Annotated in this window: 21 protein-coding genes and 3 pseudogenes; 11 read left to right on the forward strand and 13 right to left on the reverse strand. The window is 62.2% G+C overall.

The window, feature by feature from the left end; translation table 11 throughout:
• The 4 genes and pseudogenes from HX899_RS17925 to hutI all read right to left on the reverse strand — a co-directional run.
• Positions 1 to 473 (reverse strand): annotated as a pseudogene (locus HX899_RS17925) (urocanate hydratase); the annotation flags it as partial.
• A gap of 24 nt (positions 474 to 497) precedes the next feature.
• Positions 498 to 1,301 (reverse strand): N-formylglutamate deformylase, encoded by an 804-nt coding sequence (gene hutG, locus HX899_RS17930; protein WP_138389759.1) that lies wholly within the window; start codon positions 1,299 to 1,301, stop codon positions 498 to 500.
• A 202-nt stretch (positions 1,302 to 1,503) separates the two neighbouring features.
• The gene (hutH, locus tag HX899_RS17935) at positions 1,504 to 3,039 is read right to left on the reverse strand and encodes a histidine ammonia-lyase (protein ID WP_181292987.1); all 1,536 of its coding nucleotides are present in this window, start codon (positions 3,037 to 3,039) and stop codon (positions 1,504 to 1,506) included.
• Positions 3,036 to 4,298, reverse strand: coding sequence for an imidazolonepropionase (hutI, locus tag HX899_RS17940; RefSeq protein WP_181292988.1), 1,263 nt, complete (start codon positions 4,296 to 4,298; stop codon positions 3,036 to 3,038). Before hutI ends, hutH (HX899_RS17935) begins: the two co-directional genes overlap by 4 nt.
• Positions 4,299 to 4,420: 122 nt before the next feature.
• Here hutI and HX899_RS17945 point away from each other — a divergent pair, with 122 nt between their 5' ends.
• Both HX899_RS17945 and hutC (HX899_RS17950) read left to right on the forward strand, forming a co-directional pair.
• Positions 4,421 to 5,767: a formimidoylglutamate deiminase gene (locus tag HX899_RS17945; RefSeq protein WP_181292989.1), complete on the forward strand. Its 1,347-nt coding sequence runs from the start codon at positions 4,421 to 4,423 to the stop codon at positions 5,765 to 5,767.
• A gap of 162 nt (positions 5,768 to 5,929) precedes the next feature.
• Positions 5,930 to 6,649, forward strand: coding sequence for a histidine utilization repressor (gene hutC, locus HX899_RS17950; protein WP_171598104.1), 720 nt, complete (start codon positions 5,930 to 5,932; stop codon positions 6,647 to 6,649).
• A gap of 38 nt (positions 6,650 to 6,687) precedes the next feature.
• Here the strand turns inward: hutC (HX899_RS17950) and hutC (HX899_RS17955) are convergent, their stop codons facing one another.
• Positions 6,688 to 7,443 carry a histidine utilization repressor gene (hutC, locus tag HX899_RS17955; RefSeq protein ID WP_011654961.1) on the reverse strand — a complete coding sequence of 252 codons (756 nt, stop codon included), beginning with the start codon at positions 7,441 to 7,443 and terminating at the stop codon, positions 6,688 to 6,690.
• 197 nt (positions 7,444 to 7,640) lie between these two features.
• Here hutC (HX899_RS17955) and HX899_RS17960 point away from each other — a divergent pair, with 197 nt between their 5' ends.
• The 5 genes from HX899_RS17960 to hutH (HX899_RS17980) all read left to right on the forward strand — a co-directional run bounded on the left by HX899_RS17960 (position 7,641) and on the right by hutH (HX899_RS17980) (position 12,317).
• Entirely contained in the window at positions 7,641 to 8,483 is an 843-nt protein-coding gene (locus HX899_RS17960; RefSeq protein WP_171598102.1) for a transporter substrate-binding domain-containing protein, read from the forward strand.
• 105 nt (positions 8,484 to 8,588) lie between these two features.
• The gene (locus HX899_RS17965) at positions 8,589 to 9,314 is read left to right on the forward strand and encodes an ABC transporter permease (protein ID WP_181292990.1); all 726 of its coding nucleotides are present in this window, start codon (positions 8,589 to 8,591) and stop codon (positions 9,312 to 9,314) included.
• A 10-nt stretch (positions 9,315 to 9,324) separates the two neighbouring features.
• Positions 9,325 to 10,029, forward strand: a complete 705-nt coding sequence (locus HX899_RS17970; protein WP_171598100.1) for an ABC transporter permease — start codon at positions 9,325 to 9,327, stop codon at positions 10,027 to 10,029.
• Positions 10,030 to 10,056: 27 nt separating this feature from the next.
• The gene (locus HX899_RS17975; RefSeq protein WP_027687824.1) at positions 10,057 to 10,833 is read left to right on the forward strand and encodes an ABC transporter ATP-binding protein; all 777 of its coding nucleotides are present in this window, start codon (positions 10,057 to 10,059) and stop codon (positions 10,831 to 10,833) included.
• Positions 10,830 to 12,317, forward strand: a complete 1,488-nt coding sequence (hutH, locus tag HX899_RS17980) for a histidine ammonia-lyase (protein ID WP_181292991.1) — start codon at positions 10,830 to 10,832, stop codon at positions 12,315 to 12,317. Before HX899_RS17975 ends, hutH (HX899_RS17980) begins: the two co-directional genes overlap by 4 nt.
• Before the next feature lie 6 nt (positions 12,318 to 12,323).
• Here hutH (HX899_RS17980) and HX899_RS17985 read toward each other — a convergent pair whose 3' ends face one another.
• Positions 12,324 to 12,866 (reverse strand): hypothetical protein, encoded by a 543-nt coding sequence (locus tag HX899_RS17985; RefSeq protein ID WP_171598098.1) that lies wholly within the window; start codon positions 12,864 to 12,866, stop codon positions 12,324 to 12,326.
• Positions 12,867 to 13,058: 192 nt separating this feature from the next.
• Between HX899_RS17985 and HX899_RS17990 the strand changes: the two genes are divergently transcribed.
• Positions 13,059 to 13,796 carry a phosphatase PAP2 family protein gene (locus HX899_RS17990; protein WP_171598097.1) on the forward strand — a complete coding sequence of 246 codons (738 nt, stop codon included), beginning with the start codon at positions 13,059 to 13,061 and terminating at the stop codon, positions 13,794 to 13,796.
• An 11-nt stretch (positions 13,797 to 13,807) separates the two neighbouring features.
• On the opposite strand, the gene HX899_RS17995 is transcribed toward HX899_RS17990, so the two are convergent.
• From HX899_RS17995 to HX899_RS18020, 6 genes and pseudogenes are all read right to left on the reverse strand, one after another.
• Positions 13,808 to 15,328 carry a mechanosensitive ion channel family protein gene (locus tag HX899_RS17995; protein ID WP_180195269.1) on the reverse strand — a complete coding sequence of 507 codons (1,521 nt, stop codon included), beginning with the start codon at positions 15,326 to 15,328 and terminating at the stop codon, positions 13,808 to 13,810.
• Between the two features lie 375 nt (positions 15,329 to 15,703).
• Complete coding sequence (locus tag HX899_RS18000; protein ID WP_181292992.1) at positions 15,704 to 18,265, reverse strand: FAD-dependent oxidoreductase; 2,562 nt, start codon at positions 18,263 to 18,265, stop codon at positions 15,704 to 15,706.
• 100 nt (positions 18,266 to 18,365) lie between these two features.
• Positions 18,366 to 18,488: pseudogene (locus HX899_RS35125) on the reverse strand (bifunctional methylenetetrahydrofolate dehydrogenase/methenyltetrahydrofolate cyclohydrolase); the annotation flags it as partial.
• Positions 18,489 to 18,541: 53 nt separating this feature from the next.
• Positions 18,542 to 18,781 carry a hypothetical protein gene (locus HX899_RS18010; protein ID WP_164575672.1) on the reverse strand — a complete coding sequence of 80 codons (240 nt, stop codon included), beginning with the start codon at positions 18,779 to 18,781 and terminating at the stop codon, positions 18,542 to 18,544.
• A 9-nt stretch (positions 18,782 to 18,790) separates the two neighbouring features.
• Entirely contained in the window at positions 18,791 to 19,051 is a 261-nt protein-coding gene (locus HX899_RS18015) for a hypothetical protein (RefSeq protein WP_025397793.1), read from the reverse strand.
• Between the two features lie 3 nt (positions 19,052 to 19,054).
• Entirely contained in the window at positions 19,055 to 19,375 is a 321-nt protein-coding gene (locus tag HX899_RS18020; RefSeq protein WP_105009339.1) for a helix-turn-helix domain-containing protein, read from the reverse strand.
• Positions 19,376 to 19,625: 250 nt separating this feature from the next.
• Between HX899_RS18020 and HX899_RS18025 the strand changes: the two genes are divergently transcribed.
• Entirely contained in the window at positions 19,626 to 20,687 is a 1,062-nt protein-coding gene (locus HX899_RS18025; RefSeq protein ID WP_181292994.1) for a class I SAM-dependent methyltransferase, read from the forward strand.
• A 25-nt stretch (positions 20,688 to 20,712) separates the two neighbouring features.
• On the opposite strand, the gene HX899_RS18030 is transcribed toward HX899_RS18025, so the two are convergent.
• The gene (locus tag HX899_RS18030) at positions 20,713 to 21,738 is read right to left on the reverse strand and encodes an AraC family transcriptional regulator (protein WP_173883703.1); all 1,026 of its coding nucleotides are present in this window, start codon (positions 21,736 to 21,738) and stop codon (positions 20,713 to 20,715) included.
• Between the two features lie 60 nt (positions 21,739 to 21,798).
• On the opposite strand from HX899_RS18030, the gene HX899_RS18035 reads away from it, so the two are divergent.
• On the forward strand, positions 21,799 to 23,265 hold the full coding sequence (locus HX899_RS18035) for an alpha-glucosidase/alpha-galactosidase (protein ID WP_181292995.1): 1,467 nt from the start codon (positions 21,799 to 21,801) through the stop codon (positions 23,263 to 23,265).
• Positions 23,266 to 23,388: 123 nt separating this feature from the next.
• A pseudogene (locus HX899_RS18040) lies at positions 23,389 to 24,029 on the forward strand (ABC transporter substrate-binding protein); the annotation flags it as partial.

Genomic DNA, 24,029 nt, shown 5'->3' on the forward strand with positions numbered 1-24,029 from the left:
TGGCGGCCGGCCTCGACGAAGGTCTCGTAGGTGCCCTGCACGATGCCCTGCGTGCCGATATAGATCCACGAGCCGGCCGTCATCTGGCCGTACATGGCAAGGCCCTTCTTATCCAGCTCGTTGAAATGATCCCAGGTCGCCCAATGCGGTACGAGGTTGGAATTGGCGATCAGCACCCGCGGCGCATCCTTGTGGGTGCGGAACACGCCGACCGGCTTGCCGGATTGGACCACCAGTGTTTCTTCTTCCGTCAACGTCTTCAGCGTCGCGACGATGCGGTCGAAATCCTCCCAGGTACGGGCGGCGCGGCCGATGCCGCCATAGACGACGAGTTCGTTCGGGTTTTCGGCGACGTCGGGATCGAGATTGTTCATCAGCATGCGCAGCGGCGCTTCGGTCATCCAGCTCTTGGCATTGAGATCGTTGCCGCGGGGTGCGCGGATTTCGCGGATATTATGGCGTGGATTGTTCATGGCGGTTCCCCTGTCGAGAGATCGTTATCGTTTCAGGCCTGGCGCAATCTGCTCGATGCGCACCAGAATGTTTTTGAGATGAACGCGAAGTCTGTCTGCCTTGGCGGCGTCGTAGGCAAAGGGCGCAGTCTCGGTCTGGAGATGGGTCGATTGTGCGAGCTCCATCTGGATCGCGTGCACACCAGTGTCGGGCCGACCATAGTGGCGTGTCGTCCAGCCGCCCTTGAAGCGGCCATTGAGCACGCCGTCGTAACCTTCGGCGGCTGCGACGACTGTGAGCGTCGCCTGCTCGATCGCGCTGTCGCAGGTCTTTCCCATATCGGTGCCGATATTGAAATCCGGCAGCTTGCCTTCGAAGAGAAAGGGAATGTGCGACCGGATCGAGTGGCAGTCGTAGAGGATTGCGACGCCGTGGATTGCCTTGACGCGTTCGATCTCGGCGGCAAGCGCAGTATGATAGGGGGCATGAAAATCCCGCAGCCGCGCCGCGATGTCGGCCTCATCGGGTGCAGCGCCTTCCTTCCAGATCGCCTTGCCGTCGAAATCCGTCTGGGGAATGAGGCCGGTGGTGTTCTGGCCGGGGTAGAGGCTCACGCCTTGGGGATCGCGGTTGGCGTCGATCACGTAGCGGTGGAAGGTGGCGCGCACCACTGTGACATTGTCGAGCAGGCCATCATAGAGGCGGTGGATGTGCCAGTCGGTGTCGGCGAGGATGCGGCCGTTGTCGTTGAGGCGGTCGGCGATCTCAGGCGGCACGTCGGTGCCGGTATGGGGGAAGCCGAGGATGACGGGGGAGGTGCCCTGGCGGATTTCGTATGGTGTGGTCATAGGCAAAGCGCTCCGGTGTCTGGGGCGCTACCCCCCTCTGTCCTGCCGGACATCTCCCCCACAAGGGGGGAGATTGACTCGTGGATGGGGCTTTGCCAAACAATTGATGTCGGAGCGAGCGGGGCCAACCAGCCGATCTCCCCCCTTGTGGGGGAGATGCCCGGCAGGGCAGAGGGGGGTACCAAGTCCAGAACCATCACGATCAACCCTCCAGAACCGGCAGAATACCATTCGAAACCGAGGCGTTCAGGGCGCCCGTTGCCACCAGTTCGGCGGCGGCGGCGAGGTCGTTTGCCATGTAGCGATCGACGTCGAGGCTCGGAACCTTGGTGCGGATCGCGGTGATCGCCTTGCTCAGTTCCGGGCTCGTCGACAGCGGTGCGCGCAGTTCGACGCCTTGGGCGGCGGTCAGCGCCTCGATGCCGATGATGCCGAACAGGTTCTCGGTCATGCCGAGGAGCCGGCGGGCGCCGTGGCAGGCCATGGAGACATGGTCTTCCTGGTTGGCCGATGTCGGCGTCGAATCGACCGAGGCCGGGTGCGACATCTGCTTGTTCTCGGACATCAGCGCCGCAGAGGTGACCTCGGCGATCATCAGGCCGGAATTCAAGCCTGGCTTCTTGGCGAGGAAGGCCGGCAGGCCGTAGGAGAGGGTCGGATCGACCAGCAGCGCGATGCGGCGTTGCGAAATCGCGCCGATCTCGCAGACGGCCAACGCGATCTGGTCAGCAGCGAAGGCGACGGGTTCGGCGTGGAAATTGCCGCCGGAAACGACGGAATTGTCCGAGAGCACCAGCGGATTGTCGGTGACCGCGTTGGCCTCGATTTCAAGGGTGCGGGCGACCGAGCGCAGCAGATCGAGACAGGCGCCGTCGACCTGCGGCTGGCAGCGGATGCAATAGGGATCCTGCACACGCTCGTCGCCCTCGATGTGGCTCTGGCGAATGATGGAGTTTTCGAGCAGCGCGCGAAGGGCTGATGCCGTGTCGATCTGGCCCTTGTGGCCACGCAATGTGTGAATATCCGGATGGAACGGCGCCGAAGAGCCCATGGCGGCGTCGGTGGACATCGCGCCGGTGATCAGGGCGGCCTGCGCGGCACGATGGGCGCGGAAGAGGCCGGCGAGCGCCAGCGCCGTCGAGGTCTGGGTGCCGTTGATCAGCGCTAGGCCCTCCTTGGCGGCGAGCACCACCGGTCTGAGGCCAGCTTTTTCGAGGGCTTTGGCGCCTGAGAGGCGTTGGCCGGCGAAGAAGGCTTCGGCCTCGCCCATCATCACCGCCGCCATATGGGCAAGGGGCGCAAGATCGCCGGAGGCGCCGACCGAGCCCTTTTCCGGGATCAGCGGAATGACGCCCTTTTCCAGCATGCCTTCGATCAGCCGCACCAGCTCCAGCTGCACGCCGGAGGCGCCGCGCCCGAGCGAGACCAGCTTCAGCGCCATGATCAGCCGCACGATATTCTCAGGCAGCGGCGCGCCGACGCCGCAGCAATGCGACAGGATGAGATTGCGCTGCAAGGTGGTCACATCGGCGCTGTCGATCTTGATCGAGGCGAGTTTGCCGAAGCCGGTATTGATGCCGTAGACCGGCGCATTGCCGGCGGCGATCTCGGCGATGCGGGCAGCGGCCTTGGCGATCCCCGCATCGAAGGTGGGATCGAGCCTTGCCGGCACACCGGTCCAGTAGATGGTTTCGAGATCCTTGAGCGAGACGGAGCCCGGGTGGAGCGTGATGGTCATCGGCCGTTCCTTTCGCCCTTGAAGACGCGTGCGTGAAGCGGGTTGAAGCCGATGCGGTAAACGAGCTCGGCGAGGTTTTCGATATTCCAGACGGCGAGATCGGCGGATTTGCCGGGTTCGAGCGTTCCCGTCTTGTCGAGCAGGCCGAGCGCGCGGGCGCCTTCGCGGGTGGCGCCGGCGATGCATTCCTCGACGGTGAGACCGAAAAGCGTCGCCGACATGTTCATGGTGAGCAACATCGAGGTGAGCGGCGAGGTGCCGGGATTGCAATCGGTGGCGATTGCGATCGGCACGCCTGCCCGTCGCAGCGCCTCTACCGGCGGCTTCTGCTTTTCATGGATGGCGTAAAAGGCGCCGGGGAGCAGCACGGCGACGGTGCCGGCTGCGGCCATCGCCGCAACGCCATCTTCGTCGAGATATTCGAGGTGATCGGCTGAAAGCGCGCCGTAAGATGCGGCGAGCCTGGCGCCGCCGAGATTGGAGAGCTGCTCGGCATGCAGCTTGACCGGCAGGCCGAGTGCTTTGGCCTTGTCGAAGACGCGGGCGATCTCGGCGATCGAAAAAGCGATGCCCTCGCAGAAGCCGTCAACGGCATCGGCAAGACCGAGGCCGTGCATGTCGTCAAGACCGGGCAGGACAACATCATCGAGATAATCGCCGTTGCGACCCTTATATTCCACAGGCGTCGCATGGGCGCCGAGATAGCTGGTGGCGACGCGGACCGGTCTGATATGGCCGAGCAGGCGGGCGCTCTGCAGCATCTTCACTTCACCGGTCCGGTTCAGCCCGTAGCCGGATTTGATCTCGATCGTGGTCACGCCTTCGGCAAGCAGCGTGTCGAGCCGCGGCAGGGCCTGCGCGACAAGCTCCTCGACCGACAGCGCATTGGTCGCCTTCACCGAGGAAACGATGCCGCCGCCGGCGCGGGCGACCTCCTCATAGGTCGCGCCTGCCAGGCGCATTTCGAACTCGCGGGCGCGGTTGCCGCCGTGAACGATGTGGGTGTGGCAGTCGACGAGCCCGGGCGTTACCCAGCGGCCTTCGAGATCGATGATGTCGGAATGTTCGATGGCCGATGCCGGCAGCTCGCTTTCGGCGCCGGCAAAGGCGATGCGGCCGTTTTCGACCAGCACAGCACCCTTTTCGACGATGCCGAGCCCCGATTTTGTCGGCGCCAGCGTGGCGAGTCGCGCATTGCGCCACAGCACTTGGCGGGTGTCGGCAGATGGAGCTTCGTCTGAAAAAATGTTCCCGGTCATCAGCTTTGCGCCTTTCCTTATGTCAAAACATGTATATACATAATCGACAGGTGACAAGAGAAATTTTGTGCGCTTTTCTGGAAAAGAAAGATCGGCGGCACGGCAAGAGGAGAGGGAAGGTCATGACCACACTTCACGCAGGCACGGCGCTGACGCCGCAAGGCTGGCAGAAGGATGTGCGGCTGACGCTTGAGGCCGGGCGCATCGCGCGGATCGAAATCGGCACTGCTCCTGAGCCCGGCGACCAACGCCACGCTCTCCTCCTTCCTGCCGTGGCGAACCTGCACAGCCATGCCTTCCAGCGGGCGATGGCCGGCCTTGCGGAAGTGCGCGGGCCGGCACATGACAGCTTCTGGAGCTGGCGCACTGTCATGTACAAGTTTGCCCTGGCGATGACGCCGGAGCATGTCGAGGCGGTCGCGGCCAAGCTCTATGCAGAGATGCTGGAAGCCGGTTTTTCCCGCGTCGGCGAGTTCCACTATCTCCACCATGATAGAGATGGCAGCGCCTACGCCAACATCGCCGAGCTTGCCGAACGCATCGGCGTAGCGAGCGAAGAGACCGGCATCGGGCTGACGCTGCTGCCGGTCTTTTATGCCCATTCCGGCTTCGGCGGTGCTGCCCCCATCGACGGCCAGCGGCGTTTCATCAATTCGCTCGAAAGCTTCGAAAGGCTGATGGAGGGATGCCGGGCAGTGACCGGCCGGCTCGACGGCGCCGAGCTCGGGCTGGCACCGCACAGCCTGCGCGCTGCAACACCGGACGAGCTCACACGGCTCGTGCCGATGGCGGGGGACGGCCCCATCCATATCCATGTCGCCGAGCAGGTGAAGGAAGTCGAGGACTGCATCGCCTGGTCCGGTGCGCGGCCTGTGCAATGGCTGCTCGATCATGCGCCTGTGGATGAGCGCTGGTGCCTGATCCATGCGACGCACATGACCGAGGACGAAACGCGGCGGATGGCGAAAAGCGGCGCGATCGCCGGCCTCTGCCCGATCACCGAAGCCAATCTCGGTGATGGCGCCTTTGCCGCACCGCTCTTCCTCGAAGAGGGCGGGCGTTACGGCATCGGTTCGGATTCCAACGTGCTGATCTCCGTGCCGGAGGAACTGCGCCAGCTCGAATATTCGCAGCGCCTGGCGCTTCGCGCCCGCAACGTCATCGCAGCACCCGGCGGTTCGACGGCGCTTTCGCTGTTTACCCATGCACTTGCCGGCGGCGGTGCCGCATTGAAAGCACCGGCAGGTCTCGTCGAGGGCTATCACGCCGATATCGTATCGCTCGATGTCACGGCCGTTCCTTATCTCGCAGGCGACCAGGCCCTCGATCACTGGCTGTTTGCAGGCGGCATTTCCGTCGATTGCGTCTGGGCGCGCGGCCGCAAGCAGGTGGAGGGCGGACGCCATCTCAGGCGCGACGTCATCGACCGGCGATTCCTCGCTGCGATGGGGGAATTGCTTGCTGCCTGAAAAGGAGCTTTTCCTGGCGGGCTATTGGAATTACAGCGCCGCGTGTCTTTTCAGGCGCGCAAAGGACGCTGTAACACTTTGAATCGACGCATCGTGCTTCCGAGAATCGATTTCGATTTTCGGGCCGATGCGCTAGAGCGGGAGACCAACCGGAGCGTGGCAATGGACCAAAGCAGGGATCCGACCTTGCATCAGCGCATCCTGAGCGACATCGAGGGCCATATCGTCTCGGGCGTATGGCCGCCGGGGCACCGCATTCCCTTCGAGGTCGATCTCGCCACGCAGTATGACTGCTCGCGCATGACGGTGAACAAGGTGCTGACCCAGCTCGCCAAGGCCGGCCTCATCGAGCGCCGCAAGAAGTCCGGCAGCTTCGTCACCCAGCCGCAGGCACAATCGGCCATTCTCGAAATCCACGACATCAAGGCTGAGGTGCAGTCGCTGAACCTGCCTTATTCCTATGCGGTTTCGAAGAAGGTGAGCCGCAAGGCCAAGGCGGACGACAGCCGCCGTCTGGAACTGCCTGTGGCGTCCTCGGTCGTCGAGGTCGTTTGCATCCACAATGCCGGCGCGCGGCCCTTTTGCCTGGAGGAGCGGCTGATCAGTCTTGCGACGGTACCTGAAGCCGCCGATGCCGATTTCCTGACGATGGCGCCCGGCCCCTGGCTGCTCAACCAAGTGCCGTGGAGCACGGCCGAACACCGGATCCATGCCGTCTCAGCTGGTGCCGAGCTGGCCGCGGCTCTCGATATACCACGCAATACCGCCTGCCTCGTGGTAGAACGCCGCACCTGGAGCAATGCCGGCCCAGTGACGCATGTGCGCTTCACCTATCCGGGCGATCGTCACGCGCTGGTGGCACGTTTCACGCCGGCATCCTAATAGCTGCCCATGTTCCATATACAACACGGGCAGTGTTTTCATTCCTCGAACATCTTGCCACTGCGCGCTTCGAGCCGATAGCGGTGGCCGGGATAGACGAGACGGGCGGTTGAGACCACCTGTTTTGCCGACCATGTGCGCCGGCGGATCGTCAGGCACGGTTCGGTCTTCATGATGGTCAAGAGCTTGCATTCCCAGGCCTGCGGCATCGCCGCCTCGACGACATGCTCGGAGCCGCTGAGCGGGGCCGCGGCCGTCAGATAGGCGTTCGGTGTCAGCGTCGAAAAATCCTGAGCGAGATATTCTGGGGCGGCTTCCGGATGGACGAAGCGGTCCTCGATCTGCACCGGAACGCCGTTTTCGCTGTGGACGATCAGCGAATGAAAAACTGCCGCACCGATCGGCAATTCGAGCGCGTCGGCAACCTCGGGAGAGGCGGTTTCCTGGGCGAGAACGACGACGGCGGCCTCATGGACATGGCCGCGTTCGGCGATTTCCTCGGCGATGTTGCGCACTTCGAACAGCGCCGAATAGCCCTTGCGCTCGGCGACGAAGGAGCCGACGCCCTGGATGCGGATGAGCTCGCCCTCATTGGCAAGTTCGCGCAGTGCCCGGTTGGCGGTCATCTTGCTGACGCCGAGTTCGACGACCAGCTCGTTTTCCGAGGGCACGCGGTATTTCGGCGGCCACTCGCCGCTCTGGATGCGGTCGAGGATCACCTGCTTGACGCCGGCATAGAGCGGGGTGCTGTCATTTTCCGCCAATTCGCGCTTCATCTCGCCGGGACGTTTCATTGCCTATTCCTTTTGCACGAAGGGAATTCGCCACATAATTCGACTTTCCCTCTTGCATATCACAAAATATCTCATATGGTACCATATACAACCTCCCAATCGGTCCTTGAAACAGAAATAGGACGGGAAAGGGCAAGCCGGCGAAGATCGGCCGTGGTGCCGCAAGGTCTGTTTCAACTCCAGAGGAGAATTCACAAATGAAATTCAGCGCAATCCTGTTTTGCGGTGTGGCGGCTTTTTCCGCCTTTGCCGCGCCTGCCTTTTCCAAAGACTGGACGAAGGCGACGATTACCCTCGAAGGCGCCTACGCGCCTTGGAACCTCACCAATGCCGACGGCACGCTCGGCGGCTTCGAACCGGAACTCGCCAAGGTGCTGTGCGAGCGCGCCAAGATCGAATGCACGCTCGTTGCCTCCGATTGGGACGGCATGATCCCGGCGCTCAACGCCGGCAAGTTCGACGTCATCATGGATGCGCTGTCGATCACAGAGGAGCGCAAGCAGGTGATTGGTTTCACCATTCCTTATGCCGCCACCCCTGCTGCCTTCGCCACCGCCAAGGACAGCCCGCTGGCAAAGGCCGCCGGCACCGGCGCCACGATCAAGATGACACCCGGCCAGACCGGCGTGAAGGAGATCGACGCGCTGAAGGAAGTCTTCAAGGGCAAGACGATCGGCATCCAGGCGGCAACCGTCTATGCCAAGTTCGTCTATGACAATTTCGGCGACATTGCCGAGATCCGCGAATACAAGACCGGCGCCGACCGCGACCTCGACCTGCAGAACGGCCGTATCGACCTCGGCTTCGATGACGCCGTCTATTTCGCCAACGCGTTTAAGGCTGCCAACGACACGCTCGACTTCACCGGCCCGGAGATCGTCGGCTCGATCTGGGGCGAGGGCGAAGGTCTCGGCATCCGCAAGGCCGATACGGATCTGCGCGACAAGTTCAACGAGGCGATCAAGTCGACGCTTGCCGACGGCACGGTCAAGAACCTGTCGATGAAGTGGTTCAAGGTCGACGTCAGCCCGCAGGAATAAGCGTTTCGGCCTTTCGGCCGCAAACACCTGTCTCCGGCTTTATCGCCGGAGACAGCATGCTATTGTCAATCCGCAAAACACTGCCACGGACGGGGAACGGACGATATGGCAAGCTTGGAACTGCTCGGCTTCGGCTCGACCGGATGGGGCGCGCTGCTCATTGCCGCCGCCTTGATGACGCTGGCCGTCACGGCAACGGCGCTGGCGATCGGCGCGGTACTCGGCGCGATTGTCGCGGCGGCAAAACTCTCCGGCAATCTTATCCTCGTCGGGCTTGGCAACGTCTATACGACGGTGTTTCGTGGCGTGCCCGAACTGTTGATCATCTATCTCATCTATTTTGGCGGCTCCTCGGCCGTCACCGCGATCGGCAAGGCAATGGGTTACGAGGGTTTCCTCGGCTTGCCCTCCTTTATCGCAGGCGCGCTTGCCGTCGGCATCATCTCCGGCTCCTACCAGGCGGAGGTGTTCCGTGGCGCCTTCCTTGCCATCTCCAAGGGCGAGCTCGAAGCCGCCTCGGCGATCGGCATGCATCGTGGCATGCGTCTTCGCCGCATCATCATGCCGCAGGTGTTTCGCCTCGCCATTCCCGGCCTCGGTAACGTGTGGCAGCTCAGTCTCAAGGATTCGGCGCTGATCTCCGTCACCGGGCTTGCCGAGCTGATGCGCACCAGCCAGGTTGCGGCAGGCTCGACCCGGCAATATTTCCTGTTCTTCATCGCCGGCGGTTGCCTCTATCTGCTCCTGACCAGCCTTTCGGACCGCATCTTCAACGGGGCGGAGCGCCGCGCCAACCGCAGCATGCCGGCATCCGCCATGGGCCAGGCGTAAGGAGGCGACAATGGATTTCACCTTCATCGCCTCGACCATGGTCACCTTGCTCAAGGCCGTACCGACTACGCTCATCCTGTTTTCGCTGTCGATCATCACAGGTGGCCTGCTGGCACTCGTCATCGTCTGGATGCGGACCAGCGGTAACCCGGTGCTTACGAGCTTCGCAAAGGGTTACATCTTCATCTTCCGCGGCTCGCCGCTGCTGATCCAGATGTTCCTGGTGTTCTACGGCCTCGGCCAGTTCGGCTTCATCCGCTATTCCTTCCTCTGGCCGTTCCTGCGCGAGCCGATGGTCTGCGCCGTGCTGTCGCTGGCGCTCTGCACGGCCGGCTATACGGCGGAGATCTTTCGCGGCGGCATTCGCGCCGTCTCGCCGAAGGAGATCGAGGCGGCGCGCTCGATCGGCATGTCCGGCTTCCTGCTGGTCCGCCGGATCCTCGCGCCAATCGCCTTCCGCCACGCACTGCCGGCCTATTCCACCGAGATCGTGCTGATGATGAAGTCGACGGCGCTCGCAAGCCTCGTCACCGTCTGGGAAGTCACCGGCGTCGCCCAGCGGCTGATCTCGCAAACCTACCGTACGATGGAAGTCTTTCTCTGTGCGGCGATCATCTATCTCATTCTGAACTTCATCATCCTGCAGGGCATGGCTCTGCTCGAATATTCGCTCTCCCGACACCGCCGCGCGGCCCCGCAAGCGCTGAAGGCGTGAGCGGCTTTTGACCCGATTGGAGCACCCATGCCAGGCGTAACCCGACTATCGGTCCGCAATATCCGCAAGAGCTTCGGTACGCACGAGGTCTTGCGCGGAATTTCCCTCGATGCGGAAGACGGCGATGTGATTTCGCTGCTCGGCGCCTCCGGCTCCGGCAAGTCGACCTTTCTGCGCTGCATCAACATGCTCGAAACCGCCAGCGACGGCGAGATCTGGGTCGACGGCGAGGAGATCCGCATGGTGCACAAGAACGGGCGGAGCAAGCCGGCCAGCCAGAAGCAGGTGGACCATATCCGCTCCGAACTCGGCATGGTGTTCCAGTCCTTCAATCTCTGGTCCCACATGACGATCCTGCAGAACGTCATCGAGGGGCCGATCCATGTGCTGAAGCGGCCGCGCGCCGACTGTATCGCCGAGGCCGAAGCGCTGCTCGAAAAGGTCGGCATCGCCGATAAGCGCCATGCCTATCCGGCCCATCTCTCCGGCGGCCAGCAGCAGCGCGCCGCAATCGCCCGGGCGCTGGCGATGAAACCGAAGGTGATGCTGTTCGACGAGCCGACTTCGGCGCTCGATCCGGAGCTTGTCGGCGAGGTGCTGCGCGTCATGCGCGCGCTTGCCGAGGAAGGCATGACCATGCTCGTTGTCACCCATGAAATGAGCTTTGCCCGCAACGTCTCGAACCGCGTCGTCTTCATGCGCGAAGGCCTGATCGAAAGCAGCGGCAAGCCGGACGAGATGTTCACCGGCGGCGCGACCCCCGCTTTCCGCCAGTTCATCGGCCATTTCGGAAGCGGTCAATGACAATCACGATCCAGTCCGTACTGACTTGGCGCGATGTCGCGCGCGTCGGGGCAGGGGAAGCGCTTGCGCTGTCGCCCGCCGCCTCAGCGCGCGTCGAGCAGGCAAGCCGCATCGTCGCGCGCATCGTCGAGACGGGAGTGCGCGCCTACGGCGTCAATACCGGCGTCGGGGCGCTGGCCGATACGGTGGTCGATCGCGCCTCGCAGAGCCTGTTGTCGCGCAGCATCGTGCTCAGCCATGCCTGCGGCGTCGGGCCATTGCTGGCTGCCCGCGAGGTGCGCGCTATCATCGCAGCACAAATTGCCAATTTCGCCCATGGTCATTCCGGCGTGCGGCGCCAGATCGTCGAGCATCTTGCGGCCATGCTGGAGCATGATTGCATTCCCGATGTGCCGTCCAAGGGCTCTGCCGGCTATCTCGTCCACAACGCCCATATAGCGCTCGTTCTGATCGGCGAAGGCAGCGCCCACCTGGGCGGCCGGCGCATGAGCGGTCGCGAAGCGCTTGCCGCGATCGACCTCGAACCACTGGTGCTCGGCGCCAAGGAGGGCTTGAGCTTGGTCAACGGCACGGCCTGCGCCACGGGCCTGACCACTGTCGCGCTTTCGCGCGCCGAGCGGCTGCTCGATTGGGCCGATGCGATCGCAGCACTGACGCTGGAAGCGGCGGGCTGCCAGATCGCCGCCTTCGACGCGACCGTGCTGGCGCTGCGCCCATCGGCGGGAATCGAGAAAGTGGGCGCGACGCTGCGTGCGCGGCTTCAGGGCAGCGGCCTTGTCGCCGCCGCCTTCGGCCGGCGCACGCAGGATGCGCTCAGCCTTCGTTCGGTGCCGCATGCGCATGGCGCCGCCCGCGATGTCTTCGACAATTCCGCCCGCGTCGTCAATCAGGAGCTTGCTTCGGTGACGGACAATCCGGCTGTCTCAGGCACGCCGGAACAACCGATCGTCTCCTCCGAGGCCCATGCGGTTGCCCCGGCGCTCGGGCAGGCGGCAGATAGCCTGGCGATTGCGCTCGCGCAGATCGGCGCGATCAGCGAACGGCGCATGGACCGGCTGGTAAATCCGCTGGTGAGCGACCTGCCGCCCTTCCTCGCCAGCGATGCCGGCAGCCATTCCGGGTTCATGATCGCCCAATATACCGCTGCCGCACTCAGCAACGAGAACCGCCGCCTTGCCGCACCCGCGGCCATGGACGGCGGGCTGACCTCGGGCCTGCAGGAGGATTTTCTCGCGCACCCGACGGCCGCGGCCGGCAAGCTGCTCACCGTCATCGACAACGCCGAATATATCCTGGCGATCGAATTGATGGCGGCGGCACAGGCGCATGATTTCCTGGCGGCGACGGCGGCGCGGGCGGCAGGCACGGACCTTGTCTATAAAGCCGTGCGGAAACATGTTTCCCATTACGGCGACGAGCGGCCGCTCAACGGCGATATCGAGGCTGTCCGCAGCCTGATCCGCGAGACTGCGCCGCCGCTATAATCGGCCTCAGAACGGCTGGGTCTCGGAATTCTGCTTTGGTTTTTCGCCGGCCTCGAGACGTTTGAGGCACTGGACGAAGGTCGGGTAGAGCTGCTCCACCCGCGAGAGCGGCAGCGTCCAGTCGCCTTCGTCACCGGCAAAGGTGATCTGCACGTCAGGCATTCCGGCAAAGGAATTCTTGATGATCTTCTTCAGTCCGGCGCTCCCCTTGCTGGCCGGACCCCAGAGGCGAAGCGTGTTCTTGTCGAAGAAATCGGCAGCGATTACCTTCGTCGCCATGCGGTCGGTCAGCGTCACCTCGGTCTTGGTGCCGGCCGGAATGTCCCATGTGGTCTTTGCGACCAGCCAGAACGTCTCGGTCGCGCTCTGGCGGAATTCCATGGTCTTGCCGATTTCGCTGTCCCACAGCAGGCGGCAATAGGGATGCGGGCTCTCATTGGCGAAACCGACCGACCATTGTCTCGCGCCACCGATCCATTCGGTCTCGCCGAAGGCTGAGACCGGCTGCAGGAGGGCTGCCATCAGAACCATCACTGTCGGAATTTTCATCGCCGAAATCACCTCCACCGCAATCGTCTCCAGCGATAGCAAAAGAAGGTTGAGCTTTTGCTACCAAGCGTGTCCAGATCAGGTTACGGCCGCCCTCGGGAATGTCCTTGAATCCCGCAAGGTCTTGAAACCTCGCTTCACATTGCCGATTTGGCGAGGACCGGCACGATTAAAGGGAGCTCGACGGCAGGCATGACCGAGGTTCAACGACGAGGTTTTCTGACAAGGCTTACCGCCTATGAACCGCTGACGCTGATTACGCTCGCATCGATCGCCGGCGGGCTGTTCGTGCTCCAGCGGCTGACCAGCGAAGTCCTGGAAGGCGAGACCTTTCGCTTCGACGAGGTGATCCTGCTGGCGTTGAGACGCGCGGATGATCTTGCCGTGCCGATCGGCCCCGACTGGCTGACGCATGCCGTCGACGATATCACCGCCCTCGGCGGCATTACCGTCCTCTCGCTGCTGACGGCACTGATCACCATCTATCTTCTGTTCGACCGGCGCTGGCCGATCGCCATCTTCGTCGTTTCCTCGGTGCTGACCGGCTGGCTGGCGAGCGCGACGCTGAAGATTCTCGTCGCCCGGCCGCGTCCCGATATCGTGCCGCATCTGGTCGAAGTGAGCGATCTCAGCTTTCCCAGCGGACATGCGATGGTCTCGGCGGTGACCTATCTGACGCTAGGCGCGCTCGTGGCGCGAACGCAGCGTTATCCGTCGACGCGGATCTTCGTCATGGGTGCCGGCGTCTTCCTTGCCGTCGTCGTCGGTTTGAGCCGGATCTATCTCGGCGTTCATTACCCCACGGACGTCTTCGCCGGATGGTGCGCCGGCGCGCTCTGGGCGCTCGGCTGCTGGCTGATCTCGAAGCGGTTCATTCCGAGCCGCGCGCCAGATGAGGCCGTCGAGGCTGGAAACGGCGACAGCAGATAGCAGCGCGGAGCCTATTGCGGCACCTGGAACAGGTGGCGGATACGCGTCACCAGCGAGCTCACCGAGCGGCCGTGCAACGTGGCGCCTTCGGCCGCGAAGGAATGCTGGCCGGTCTCGATACGGTGTAAGAGGGTAGCGGCAAGCTCTTCGGCGATGCCGGGCCGGTCGTGCAGCAGCGGCGTCAGGCTTGCCTGGGCGATCTCGTAGACGACGACGAAGGTGAGCGCCCGCAGGCTGGCGGCCTCGCCGACCCCGATCAACAGTCCGCTCTCACCGAAATAATCGCCCGGCGCCAGCCGGCCGAGTTCGATTTCCTTATGGCCTTCCTGACGCGTGGCGACCAGGGCGCCGCTGCGCACGATCATCAGCGATGCGACCGTATCGCCCTGCTCGATAAGAATGGAATCCTTCTTGTAGGTTCGCCTGGTCATCGAGGCTGCGATCGTTTCCTTCTCGTCCTCGGTCAACGAGGAAAACAACGGGATGGCGTCGAGAAGCTTGAGCGGCGTCGGCCGGTGCGGCTTCACCACCTCTTCCGACTGCAACTGGTCGGGCGGTGGGCCGGCGGCGTCGAGCGGCCGTGCCAAGGTGAGGCCGGCGGCCTTGATATGGCGGTAGATGAGATCGAAAATCTCGTTCTTCGCCGGCCCCGTCTGGCCGATATCCCTGACGCGGAAGGAGAGCTCCAGCTCCACTGCATCTGATGTCAGCGATTTGATCTGCACGCCGGGTTTCGGCTCGGCCAGGATCGAGCCGCTGCTCAAAAGCACGGCGCGCATGACCTCGATGATCGCCGACGGCCCGATCGTCGGCACGACCCGGACCGTCAGTGAGGCGCCGTGACTGCGGTCGGGGCTGCTGAGATTGGTCAGGCCGACTTTGGCCAGAAAGCTGTTGGGCAGGACGACGAGGTCGTTCGAGCCGTTCAACAGATGGGTGGAGCGCCAGTTGGTTTCGACGACACGACCCTCGACGCCGTCATTCAGCACGATCCAGTCGCCGATCGTATAGGGCCGGCCGAGATTGAGCGCGATGCCGGAAAAGACGTCGCTCAGGGTGCTCTGCATCGCAAGGCCGAGGATGATGGCAAAGACGCCTGATGTGGCGATCAGCGTGCCGACGGGAAAGCTGAAGACATAGGCGACCACCGAGAGGATCGCGCCGAGATAGATCAGGCCGATGACCAGATCCTGAACGAGACGACCTTCGCGCGGTTGGCGCTCGAAGATCAGGAAGACGCGGACGAAGGCGATCAGCGCCCAGGCGGCATTGATCCACCAGACCACCTTGGCAAGGGCGATGAAGACGCGTTCGAAGGTCGAAGCCGTCGTCGGCCCGACTTCGTAGGGTACGATATCGTGATAGAGCAGCAGGACGGTCAGCGCCGCGAAGAAAAACACCTGGCCTGCGAGCTTCCAGCTCGGGAAGGGCCGAAGCGCTATGCGCGTGATGATCGCACCGACTACGGCCAACGTCCCGGCCTGGACGACAGGATCGGCAAGCACTCCGGACCATGTGGGATTATCAAGCATCGACTGTCCACTCGCCAGAGCATGATGCCGACAAGTGTGAACGGTTTTCGGTCAACATCATGTCTCACTCTTGAATTCTAATGACGCTTCGCCGCATCCTGACTTCCAATCTCACTGCGAGGCAACCGTAAAATAGCGCACCCAGAGCGTCGGAAGCGGACAGGTGACGGATCCGGGTCACCAGCGACCATCCGAGCCGCCGTTCAGCGTGGCGCTGACGATCAACCTCATGTCTGTGGCGCCCCATCCTTGCGGCGTCACAAGTGCTGGAGCGCTTACAGCGCCGCACGTCTTTTAAGACACGCGGCGCTGTAACACTTTTAATCCTCGCACGTGCTTTCCGAAAATCGATTCCGATTTGCGGGGCCGATGCGCTTAGGTGCGCGGCTTCAGGTTTTCTGGGTCATAGATCGGCTTGTACCCGACGCCGACAACCTCCACCGGATAAGTCTCGGAAAAATACTCGACATTCAGCCTGCGTCCGACCTGGCAATGGGACCAGGGCAGATAGGCCAGAGCAATGTTCTTGCCGACCGTTGGGCCGTAGGCGACCGAGGTCGTGTAGGACCGACGGCCAAGCTCGTCGACCAGAACCTCTCCGGTGGCGGGATCGACAACAGGCATGTTGCCGACGGGATAACGCTTCACGCCCGATTTATCAGTATTCTCGGTCATCACAAGCGTGCAGAGCATGGCCGGCTGGTGCTCGCGCGCCTTGTATTCCAGGTGTTTTGCCTTGCCGCGGAAATCGGCTTCCTTGACCTTCGGTCGGGCGAGATCGGCTTCGATCAGGTTGTACTGGGTCAGCAGGTCGGCGTTCTGCAGGCGCAGGCTCTTTTCCATGCGGCGTGAGTTCGCATAGGTTTCGACGCCGAAGGCCATCACACCGGTCGAGCGCAGCGCATCCCAGACGGCGAGGCCGTCTTCGTACTTCATGTGCAGTTCCCAACCCTGCTCGCCAACATACGAGATGCGGAAGGCGGTCACAGGCTTACCGGCGATTTCGATCGGTTTGATCGCCGCAAAGGCGAAGTTTTCTTGATCGAGGCCGGCCGGATCGGCCACGGCCTTCTTCAGCGTGTCGCGCGCGTTCGGACCCCAGATGCCGATCGTCACGAATTTTTCCGAGACGTCGGTGATGATCACGTCAAGGCCGCGGTCTTCGGCGACGCGCTTCATGTAGTGCAGGTCGCGCGGGCCGGCATCGGCGCCGTTGACGAGACGGCACCGATCGGCCATGCGGAAGACGGTGAAGTCAGCGCGGACCATGCCTTCGTCGTCGAGGAAGTGGGTGTAAACGCCCTTGCCGATGTTTGCATCGCCGCCGATCTTGGCGGCGCACAGCCATTCCATCAGTTCGACATGATCAGGTCCCTCGATATCGACCATGTGGAAGTGGCTAAGATTGACGATGCCGCAATCCTCGCTCATCGCCAGATGCTCGGCATTCGATACGCGCCAGAAATGGCGGCTGTCCCATTCGTTCTCGCGAACCGGGACGCGGTCGGCGTATTTCTCCAGAAGGTGCTCGTTGGCGGCGTAGCCGTGCGCACGCTCCCAGCCGCCAAGTTCCATGAAGTAACCGCCAAGCTCCTTTTCGCGCTCGTAGAAGGGCGAGCGCTTGGCGTTGCGGCCGGATGCATAGGGTTCGCGGGTGTGAACAGCCGGGAAATAGATCTTCTGGGCGGCTTCGTAGCAGCGGCCCTCGATGAACTCTTCCGTCAACTGATGCGGATAGAAGCGGGCGTAGTCGATGCTGTTGTGATCGATTTCAGTCCGCCCATCGGTCATCCAGTCGGCGATCAGCTTACCATAGCCCGGGCCGTCCTTGACCCAGATGGCAACGCAATACCAGAGACCGCGCACCTTCTGGCTCTCGCCGCAGGATGCGCCGCCGCCGGCCGAAACTTGCAGCAGGCCATTGAAGGAGTGACCTTCGTTATAGCCGAGTTCGCCGAGGATCGGCGTCAGTTCCATGGCGCGCTCGAGCGGCTCGATGATCTGTTCCATCTCGAGGTCGCGCTGCGAGGGCGAAAGGCGCGCCTCGTGTTTTTCGAGAATGTCGCGCGGATGGCACATGCGCGGATTGGTGGCTTCGTAATAGCCCCACTCGATCTGGCCGCCCTCCGTCGTCGCCGGGTCGCCGGTATCGCGCATATAGGCGGAGTTGCCCTGGTCGCGCAGCAGCGGGAAGCCGATTTCCTTGCCGGTGCCTTCAAATTCATTATACGGACCGAAGAATGTGAGCGGGTGGTCGACCGGCATGACCGGCAGGTCTTCGCCGACCATCTCCGCGATCAGGCGCCCCCAGAGGCCGGCGCAGACGATGACATGGTCGGCCATAACAGTGCCGCGATGGGTGACGACGCCCTTGATGCGACCGCCTTCGACGATCAGCGACTTCGCGGGCGTGTTGCCGAACACCTGCAGCTTGCCGGCCTTTTCGGCGGCATCGACCAGCTTGCCGGCAACGGTCTGCGAGCGCGGAATCACGAGGCCGGCATCCGGATCGTAAAGGCCGCCCATAACCTGATCTTCCTCGATCAGCGGGAACTTCTCCTTGATCTCGGAAGGGCTGACATAATGGGCGCGTGTGCCGAAAGCGCGTGCGGAGGATAGCTTGCGCTTGATTTCCTCCATCCAGGTATCGTCGCCGGTGCGCGCCACTTCGAGGCCGCCGATGCGGGCGTAATGGCCCATCTTCTCGTAGAAATCGATCGAATACTGCGTGGTCCAGACCGACAGATAGTCGTGGCTCGTGGTGTAACAGAAGTCCGAGGCATGGGCTGTCGAGCCGATATCCGTCGGGATGCCCGACTTATCGATGCCGACGATATCGTCCCATCCCCGCTCGACGAGATGATGCGCGATGGAGGCGCCGACGATACCGCCGAGCCCGATGATGACGACCTTTGCCTTTTCCGGAAATGCTGCCACGTGCTGTTCCTTCTATTTATCGCACGAATTAAAATGACCTAGCCGCGCTTGACGTACGCTTCGCGCGTGAGATGCAGGAGCCATGTCAGCGGTAGGGGTGTCACATTTGCCGAAATAGCGGAACCCCCAGACCGCTCTGCATGGACGCTGCGATGAGGGTATTATGCATAAGGCTGATGATCGTCATTGGTCCTACGCCGCCTAGTAACGGCGTAATTGCGCCAGTCCGGATCGAGGCGGCGAGACAACCGCAAAACAGCGCCAGCGCCGCGACGATCAAGGCGCTGCAATCGCTGCAAGTCGGTCGATGTCCACCAGCACGATGTCTTCGGAAACAGGCTCGCGATTGTGCAGCCGGAACCATTCCGCTGCTTCCCGCACGCGCTCTCCATGCGGCGGCGGATAGGCGCCAAGTCCGAGAACCCATTCCCGCACGGTCTCGCGCTCCATCCGCCCGGCCCGGTATCGATCGCAGACGGTTTTCGCCGATGCGACGAGATCATTGATGCTTTTCACAAATATTCCTCAATGCACGGATGGCTCTTCATCTTCGAGAAACGATCGAATGCCGTCCCGCGCGACGACGGCCAGGAATTCGTCGAAGGCATCCCGGTCGGTCGCAAATGGCTCGTCCCAGCGGATCAGGTCTTCCGCCTGCGTGACCACCTCCATCGTCCAGTCTTCATTGCTGCCGGATGTGCGGAAGATATCGACGAGCACGGTGATCCCGTCATCGGTGAATTCTCCCGCCAGTTCGGAGTGTTCGAGCTTTTCTTTCTTTGCCATCATTCAGCCACCTGCACCGGGCGGTGCGTCGTTTTTGAGATATTCTTCATATTGAACCGTCTCGGTTTCATTCGTGTCGATCGACGCATCGGCGCGTTTCGCAAGGCGAACACCCGCACCCCCGCCATTTTCGGGGATGAAAATGACGCCGCCGCCTTCCAGGGCGTGCTTCATATCCTGAAGGGTCCGTTCGTAGGGAGAGCGCTTGCCGGCCTCGAAATTAGCGATCGTCGCCTTGGCGACTTTCGATGCCGATGACAGATCGTCCTGAGACCATGCCAAAAGGGCACGAGCAGCGCGGCATTGAGCGGAAGATAGACACAAAACAATAACCTTGCATCAAAAGTGTGATTCTGCCTCGGGGAGATTATATTAAAAACGTAATCTCGATACAAGCGATGATGAGAGCAGGTGCATGACGGCACAGCATGTTGTGAGCCCTGGAATGGGCACGCCTATTCCATTCTTTCGGCCTTTAATACTCCACGCTCATCTATCGAACGACCAGGTTGATTGACTGAATATTATTAAAGTCTAATTTAGATTACCTTTATCACGCACCCGGGAGGTAACAATGCGTGAGCCAGATATGCAAAAACTCGATGCGCTTGTCGGTCGTCTTGTTGGGGACGTCGGCGCCGCCATGTCAGGTGCCTTGGTCGTGCTTGGCGACCAGGTCGGAATCTATAAGGCGATGGCCGACGGAACGCCGATGAGCGTCCAGGACCTTGCCGCGAAAACGGGGATAAAGGAGCGTTATCTCAGGGAATGGCTGAGCGCCCAGGCGGCTGCCGATTATGTCGCTTACGATGAAAAGACCGATCGTTTCAGCCTGACGCCGGAACAGGCGATGGTGTTTGCCGAGGAAAACAGCCCGGCCTTTTTCGTCGGCGCCTTCGAGGTCGTGCAATCCATGTGGATGGACGAGTCAAAGGTCGCCGATGCTTTCCGTACCGGCAAGGGTCTCGGCTGGCATGAGCACAGCACCTGCCTTTTCCGAGGCACCGAACGGTTCTTTCGCCCGGGCTACAACAGCCATCTCGTGGCCGAATGGATTCCGGCTCTTGCCGGGGTCGAGGCAAAGCTCAAGGCCGGCGCCAGTGTCGCCGATGTCGGCTGCGGTCATGGGGCATCGACCATCCTGATGGCGCAGGCCTATCCCGCCTCCCGCTTCACCGGCTTCGACTATCACGGCCCGTCGATCGAAAGAGCAAAGGCCGCCGCGAAGGATGCGGGTGTCGCGGATCGTGTGACCTTCGAGCAGGGCTCGGCGGCGGAATTTCCGGGGCGCGGCTATGATATGGTCGCCATGTTCGACTGCCTTCACGACATGGGCGATCCGGTCGGCGCCGGCCGGCATGTCAAGGAAACGCTGGGGCCGAACGGCACGTGGCTCATCGTCGAGCCCTTTGCCCATGACCATCTCAAGGACAATCTCAACCCGGTCGGCCGCGTCTATTACGGAGCATCGACGATGATCTGCACGCCGGCGTCACTCTCCCAGGAGGTGGGGCTTGGGCTCGGCGCACAGGCGGGAGAAATGAAGCTTCGAAAGGTCGCGCTCGACGCCGGATTCACGCATTTCCGCCGCGCCACGGAAACGCCGTTCAACATGGTGTTCGAGGTGCGGGCCTGAAGGTTCTGGGTTGCCAGGCGGCCGGCTATCTCAGTTTTCCGATGCTGGCATACATGCCCGTCGTGCGGAATTCGGTGGGATTGGTGCCGTAGACGCGGCGGAAGACCTTGGAGAAATAGTTGGGGTCCTCGAAGCCGCACATGATGGCGACTTCCTTGACCGGCAGGAAGTCGGCCTTGGTCAGAAGCTTGACGGCGCGCTGCAGGCGTTGCTGCAGCACGAATTCGGCCGGCGGCATGCCCTCGCTCTCGGCAAAGCTGCGCGAGAAATGCGCGCGGCTGAGGCCGACGATGCTGGCAAGCTCGCTGACCGGTAGCGCCTTTTCGAGATTGGCGTTGATATGGTCGATCACCGGCTGCATGAAGCTGAGCTCGGCGGCAAAGGCCGGCGAGCCGAAGACATCGTCGTAAAGCGCCATCGCCGCTTCATAGGCAATCGCCGAGGCAGCACCCGGCGACGTCGCGCCCTTGACGAGGCGCAGGCTGCAATCGGCGAGATGGTCGATGGTCGAGGGCTGCAGCTTCAGCACCGGGCCGGCGGTGGAAAGCACCATCTGGTGGATGCGCAGCGTTTCCTCGCCATTCATCGAGATCCAGAAATATTCCCAGCGATCGCCCTTCTCCAGCCAGTAGCGATGATTGTGCGGCACCAGAACGAGCAGCGTGTCGCCGCCCTGAAGGCGATAGTTGCGGTGCTGGTAGCGCAGCTGGCCGCTGCCGCTGATCGTGTGCTGCAGCACGGTGAAGGGAGTCTGGCCGCGCCGGCGGCCGTCCCAGTCATAGCTCTCGTTCTCGCGCACTTCGTAGCCGGCGCTGGTCGGCATGGCGTGCAATCGCTGGCGGCCGCGGGGCAGCGAAACCGTCCTCATCGACTGTCCGTTGGCGATCAAATCCTGCAGCACAAATTTACCCCTGAAAGCATAATCCTTCTCTGGTCGCCCTGCCGATTTCGGGCATAATCCCGGCCGACAAGAGGAAGAGACCACGGCCGATAGAGCGGCCGGGAGGAAAAAGGCAGATTTTACGGCGTTTTCAGCCACATGTGTCAGCATGCGGCCTGATCCTCCATAACCTTCTTTTCCTTAGCATTCGATTGGGTCGAGGTGAAGATCATGAGTTTCAAAATCGCTATCATCGGTGCGGGCAGCGTCGGTTTCACCAAGAAGCTGTTTACCGATATATTGTGCGTTCCCGAGTTTCGCGACGTCGAATTCGCGCTGACGGATCTCAGCGAGCATAATCTGGAAATGATCAAGGCGATCCTCGACCGCGTCGTCGAGGCGAACGGGCTGCCGACGAAGGTGACGGCGACGACCAACCGGCGCCAGGCGCTGGAAGGCGCGCGCTACATCATCAGCTGCGTCCGGGTCGGTGGGCTCGAGGCCTATGCCGATGATATCAGAATCCCGCTGAAATACGGCATCGACCAGTGCGTCGGCGATACGATCTGTGCCGGCGGCATTCTCTATGGCCAGCGCAACATCCCGGTCATCCTCGACTTCTGCAAGGATATCCGCGAGGTCGCCGAGCCCGGCGCGAAATTCCTGAACTATGCCAACCCGATGGCGATGAACACCTGGGCGGCGATCGAATACGGCAAGGTCGATACCGTCGGCCTCTGCCACGGCGTCCAGCATGGGGCCGAACAGATCGCCGAGGTGCTCGGCGCGAAGTCGGTGAGCGAGCTCGACTATATCTGCTCCGGCATCAACCATCAGACCTGGTTCATCGACCTGCGCCTCAATGGCCGCAAGATCGGCAAGGACGAACTGGTCGCCGCTTTCGAGGCGCATCCGGTCTATTCGCAGCAGGAAAAATTGCGCATCGACGTGCTGAAGCGTTTCGGCGTCTATTCCACCGAAAGCAACGGCCATCTCTCGGAATACCTGCCCTGGTATCGCAAGCGGCCTGACGAGATCACCCGCTGGATCGACATGTCCGACTGGATCCACGGCGAGACCGGCGGCTACCTCCGCCATTCCACCGAAACGCGCAACTGGTTCGAGACGGAATATCCGCAATTCCTGGAATCCGCCGCAAGGCCGATCGATCCCGCCAAGCGCTCGAACGAACATGCAAGCCATATCCTCGAGGCGCTGGAGACGAACCGGGTCTATCGCGGCCATTTCAACGTCAAGAACAATGGCGTCATCACCAACCTGCCGTCCGATGCGATCATCGAATCGCCCGGCTTCGTCGATCGCTTCGGCATCAACATGGTCTCCGGCGTCACCCTGCCGGAAGCCTGTGCGGCCACCTGCATCGCGTCGATCAACGTCCAACGCATGTCGGTGCATGCGGCAATATCGGGTGATATCGACCTCTTGAAGCTTGCCGTGCTGCACGATCCGCTGGTCGGCGCCGTCTCGACGCCGGAAGAGGTCTGGCAGATGGTCGATGAAATGGTCGTTGCCCAGGCGCGCTGGCTGCCGCAATATGCGCATGCCGTGCCGGCCGCCAAGGAGCGGTTGTCGAAATCGAAGGTGCAGACCCGCGACTGGGCGGGGGCCGCACGCCGCAACGTTCGCTCAATCGAGGAGCTGCGCGCGGAAAAGGCGGCGCTGAAACAGGCCGTCTGATTTTCTTGAAGGATGGGTCGTCATGGGTTTCCGGGAGGGAAATCCATGGCGTCAGGCCCGCTTTCATGTCGTTCGAGGAAAAAGGAGCCGCGTGATCGCGCTCCGGAACAAGAGGGAGAAACGATGATGAATTTCCGTAACGCAGGCATCCTGGCCGGACTGGCGCTCAGCGTCTCAGCCGCGGCGCTGAATGCATATGCCTCCGAGCCAACCATCCCACCTGCACCGGCGGACTTTCCGGCCGAAGGCAAGATCAACTATGTGGCGCGCGACTCCATCCTGGAGTTCAAGGCGCTGCCCGAATATCACGAGCCCGACTGGGTCACGAAGAATTTCGTCGCCACCGGCAAGCTGCCGCCGGTCAAGGATCGCCTGCCGAAGGAGCCTATGGTCTTCAAGACCGGCAATATGCCAGACGGCATTGGTGTCTACGGCGATACGATGCGCCACGTCATCGGCGGCCGGCCGGAAGGCTGGAACTATGGCGCCGGCCAGACGCAGGGCTGGGGTGGCATCGATATCGGCCTTTCCGAATGCCTGACGCGCACCGCGCCGCTGTTCCAGGTGCAGGCCTCAGACACCGAGCCGTTGCCGAACCTCGCCAAGAGCTGGGATTGGTCGCAAGACGGCCATAAGCTGACCATGCACCTGATCGAAGGCGCCAAATGGTCGGACGGCGCGCCGTTCAATGCCGACGACATCATGTTCTACTGGGACGATGAAGTCGTCGACCCGAACGTCTCGCCGCTCGGCGGGGGGGGCCC

This window comes from Rhizobium sp. WYCCWR 11146, assembly GCF_013591995.1.
GTDB lineage: Bacteria > Pseudomonadota > Alphaproteobacteria > Rhizobiales > Rhizobiaceae > Rhizobium > Rhizobium indicum.

What these genes read in the sequence shown, in the direction of transcription:
- hutG (WP_138389759.1), bottom strand. Translation starts at nt 1,301, where the DNA reads ATGACCACACCATACGAAATCCGCCAGGGCACCTCCCCCGTCATCCTC.
- hutH (WP_181292987.1), bottom strand. Translation starts at nt 3,039, where the DNA reads ATGACCATCACGCTCCACCCGGGCTCCGTCTCGCTCAAGGATCTCGAA.
- hutI (WP_181292988.1), bottom strand. Translation starts at nt 4,298, where the DNA reads ATGACCGGGAACATTTTTTCAGACGAAGCTCCATCTGCCGACACCCGC.
- HX899_RS17945 (WP_181292989.1), top strand. Translation starts at nt 4,421, where the DNA reads ATGACCACACTTCACGCAGGCACGGCGCTGACGCCGCAAGGCTGGCAG.
- hutC (WP_171598104.1), top strand. Translation starts at nt 5,930, where the DNA reads ATGGACCAAAGCAGGGATCCGACCTTGCATCAGCGCATCCTGAGCGAC.
- hutC (WP_011654961.1), bottom strand. Translation starts at nt 7,443, where the DNA reads ATGAAACGTCCCGGCGAGATGAAGCGCGAATTGGCGGAAAATGACAGC.
- HX899_RS17960 (WP_171598102.1), top strand. Translation starts at nt 7,641, where the DNA reads ATGAAATTCAGCGCAATCCTGTTTTGCGGTGTGGCGGCTTTTTCCGCC.
- HX899_RS17965 (WP_181292990.1), top strand. Translation starts at nt 8,589, where the DNA reads ATGGCAAGCTTGGAACTGCTCGGCTTCGGCTCGACCGGATGGGGCGCG.
- HX899_RS17970 (WP_171598100.1), top strand. Translation starts at nt 9,325, where the DNA reads ATGGATTTCACCTTCATCGCCTCGACCATGGTCACCTTGCTCAAGGCC.
- HX899_RS17975 (WP_027687824.1), top strand. Translation starts at nt 10,057, where the DNA reads ATGCCAGGCGTAACCCGACTATCGGTCCGCAATATCCGCAAGAGCTTC.
- hutH (WP_181292991.1), top strand. Translation starts at nt 10,830, where the DNA reads ATGACAATCACGATCCAGTCCGTACTGACTTGGCGCGATGTCGCGCGC.
- HX899_RS17985 (WP_171598098.1), bottom strand. Translation starts at nt 12,866, where the DNA reads ATGAAAATTCCGACAGTGATGGTTCTGATGGCAGCCCTCCTGCAGCCG.
- HX899_RS17990 (WP_171598097.1), top strand. Translation starts at nt 13,059, where the DNA reads ATGACCGAGGTTCAACGACGAGGTTTTCTGACAAGGCTTACCGCCTAT.
- HX899_RS17995 (WP_180195269.1), bottom strand. Translation starts at nt 15,328, where the DNA reads ATGCTTGATAATCCCACATGGTCCGGAGTGCTTGCCGATCCTGTCGTC.
- HX899_RS18015 (WP_025397793.1), bottom strand. Translation starts at nt 19,051, where the DNA reads ATGGCAAAGAAAGAAAAGCTCGAACACTCCGAACTGGCGGGAGAATTC.
- HX899_RS18025 (WP_181292994.1), top strand. Translation starts at nt 19,626, where the DNA reads ATGCGTGAGCCAGATATGCAAAAACTCGATGCGCTTGTCGGTCGTCTT.
- HX899_RS18030 (WP_173883703.1), bottom strand. Translation starts at nt 21,738, where the DNA reads ATGCTGACACATGTGGCTGAAAACGCCGTAAAATCTGCCTTTTTCCTC.
- HX899_RS18035 (WP_181292995.1), top strand. Translation starts at nt 21,799, where the DNA reads ATGAGTTTCAAAATCGCTATCATCGGTGCGGGCAGCGTCGGTTTCACC.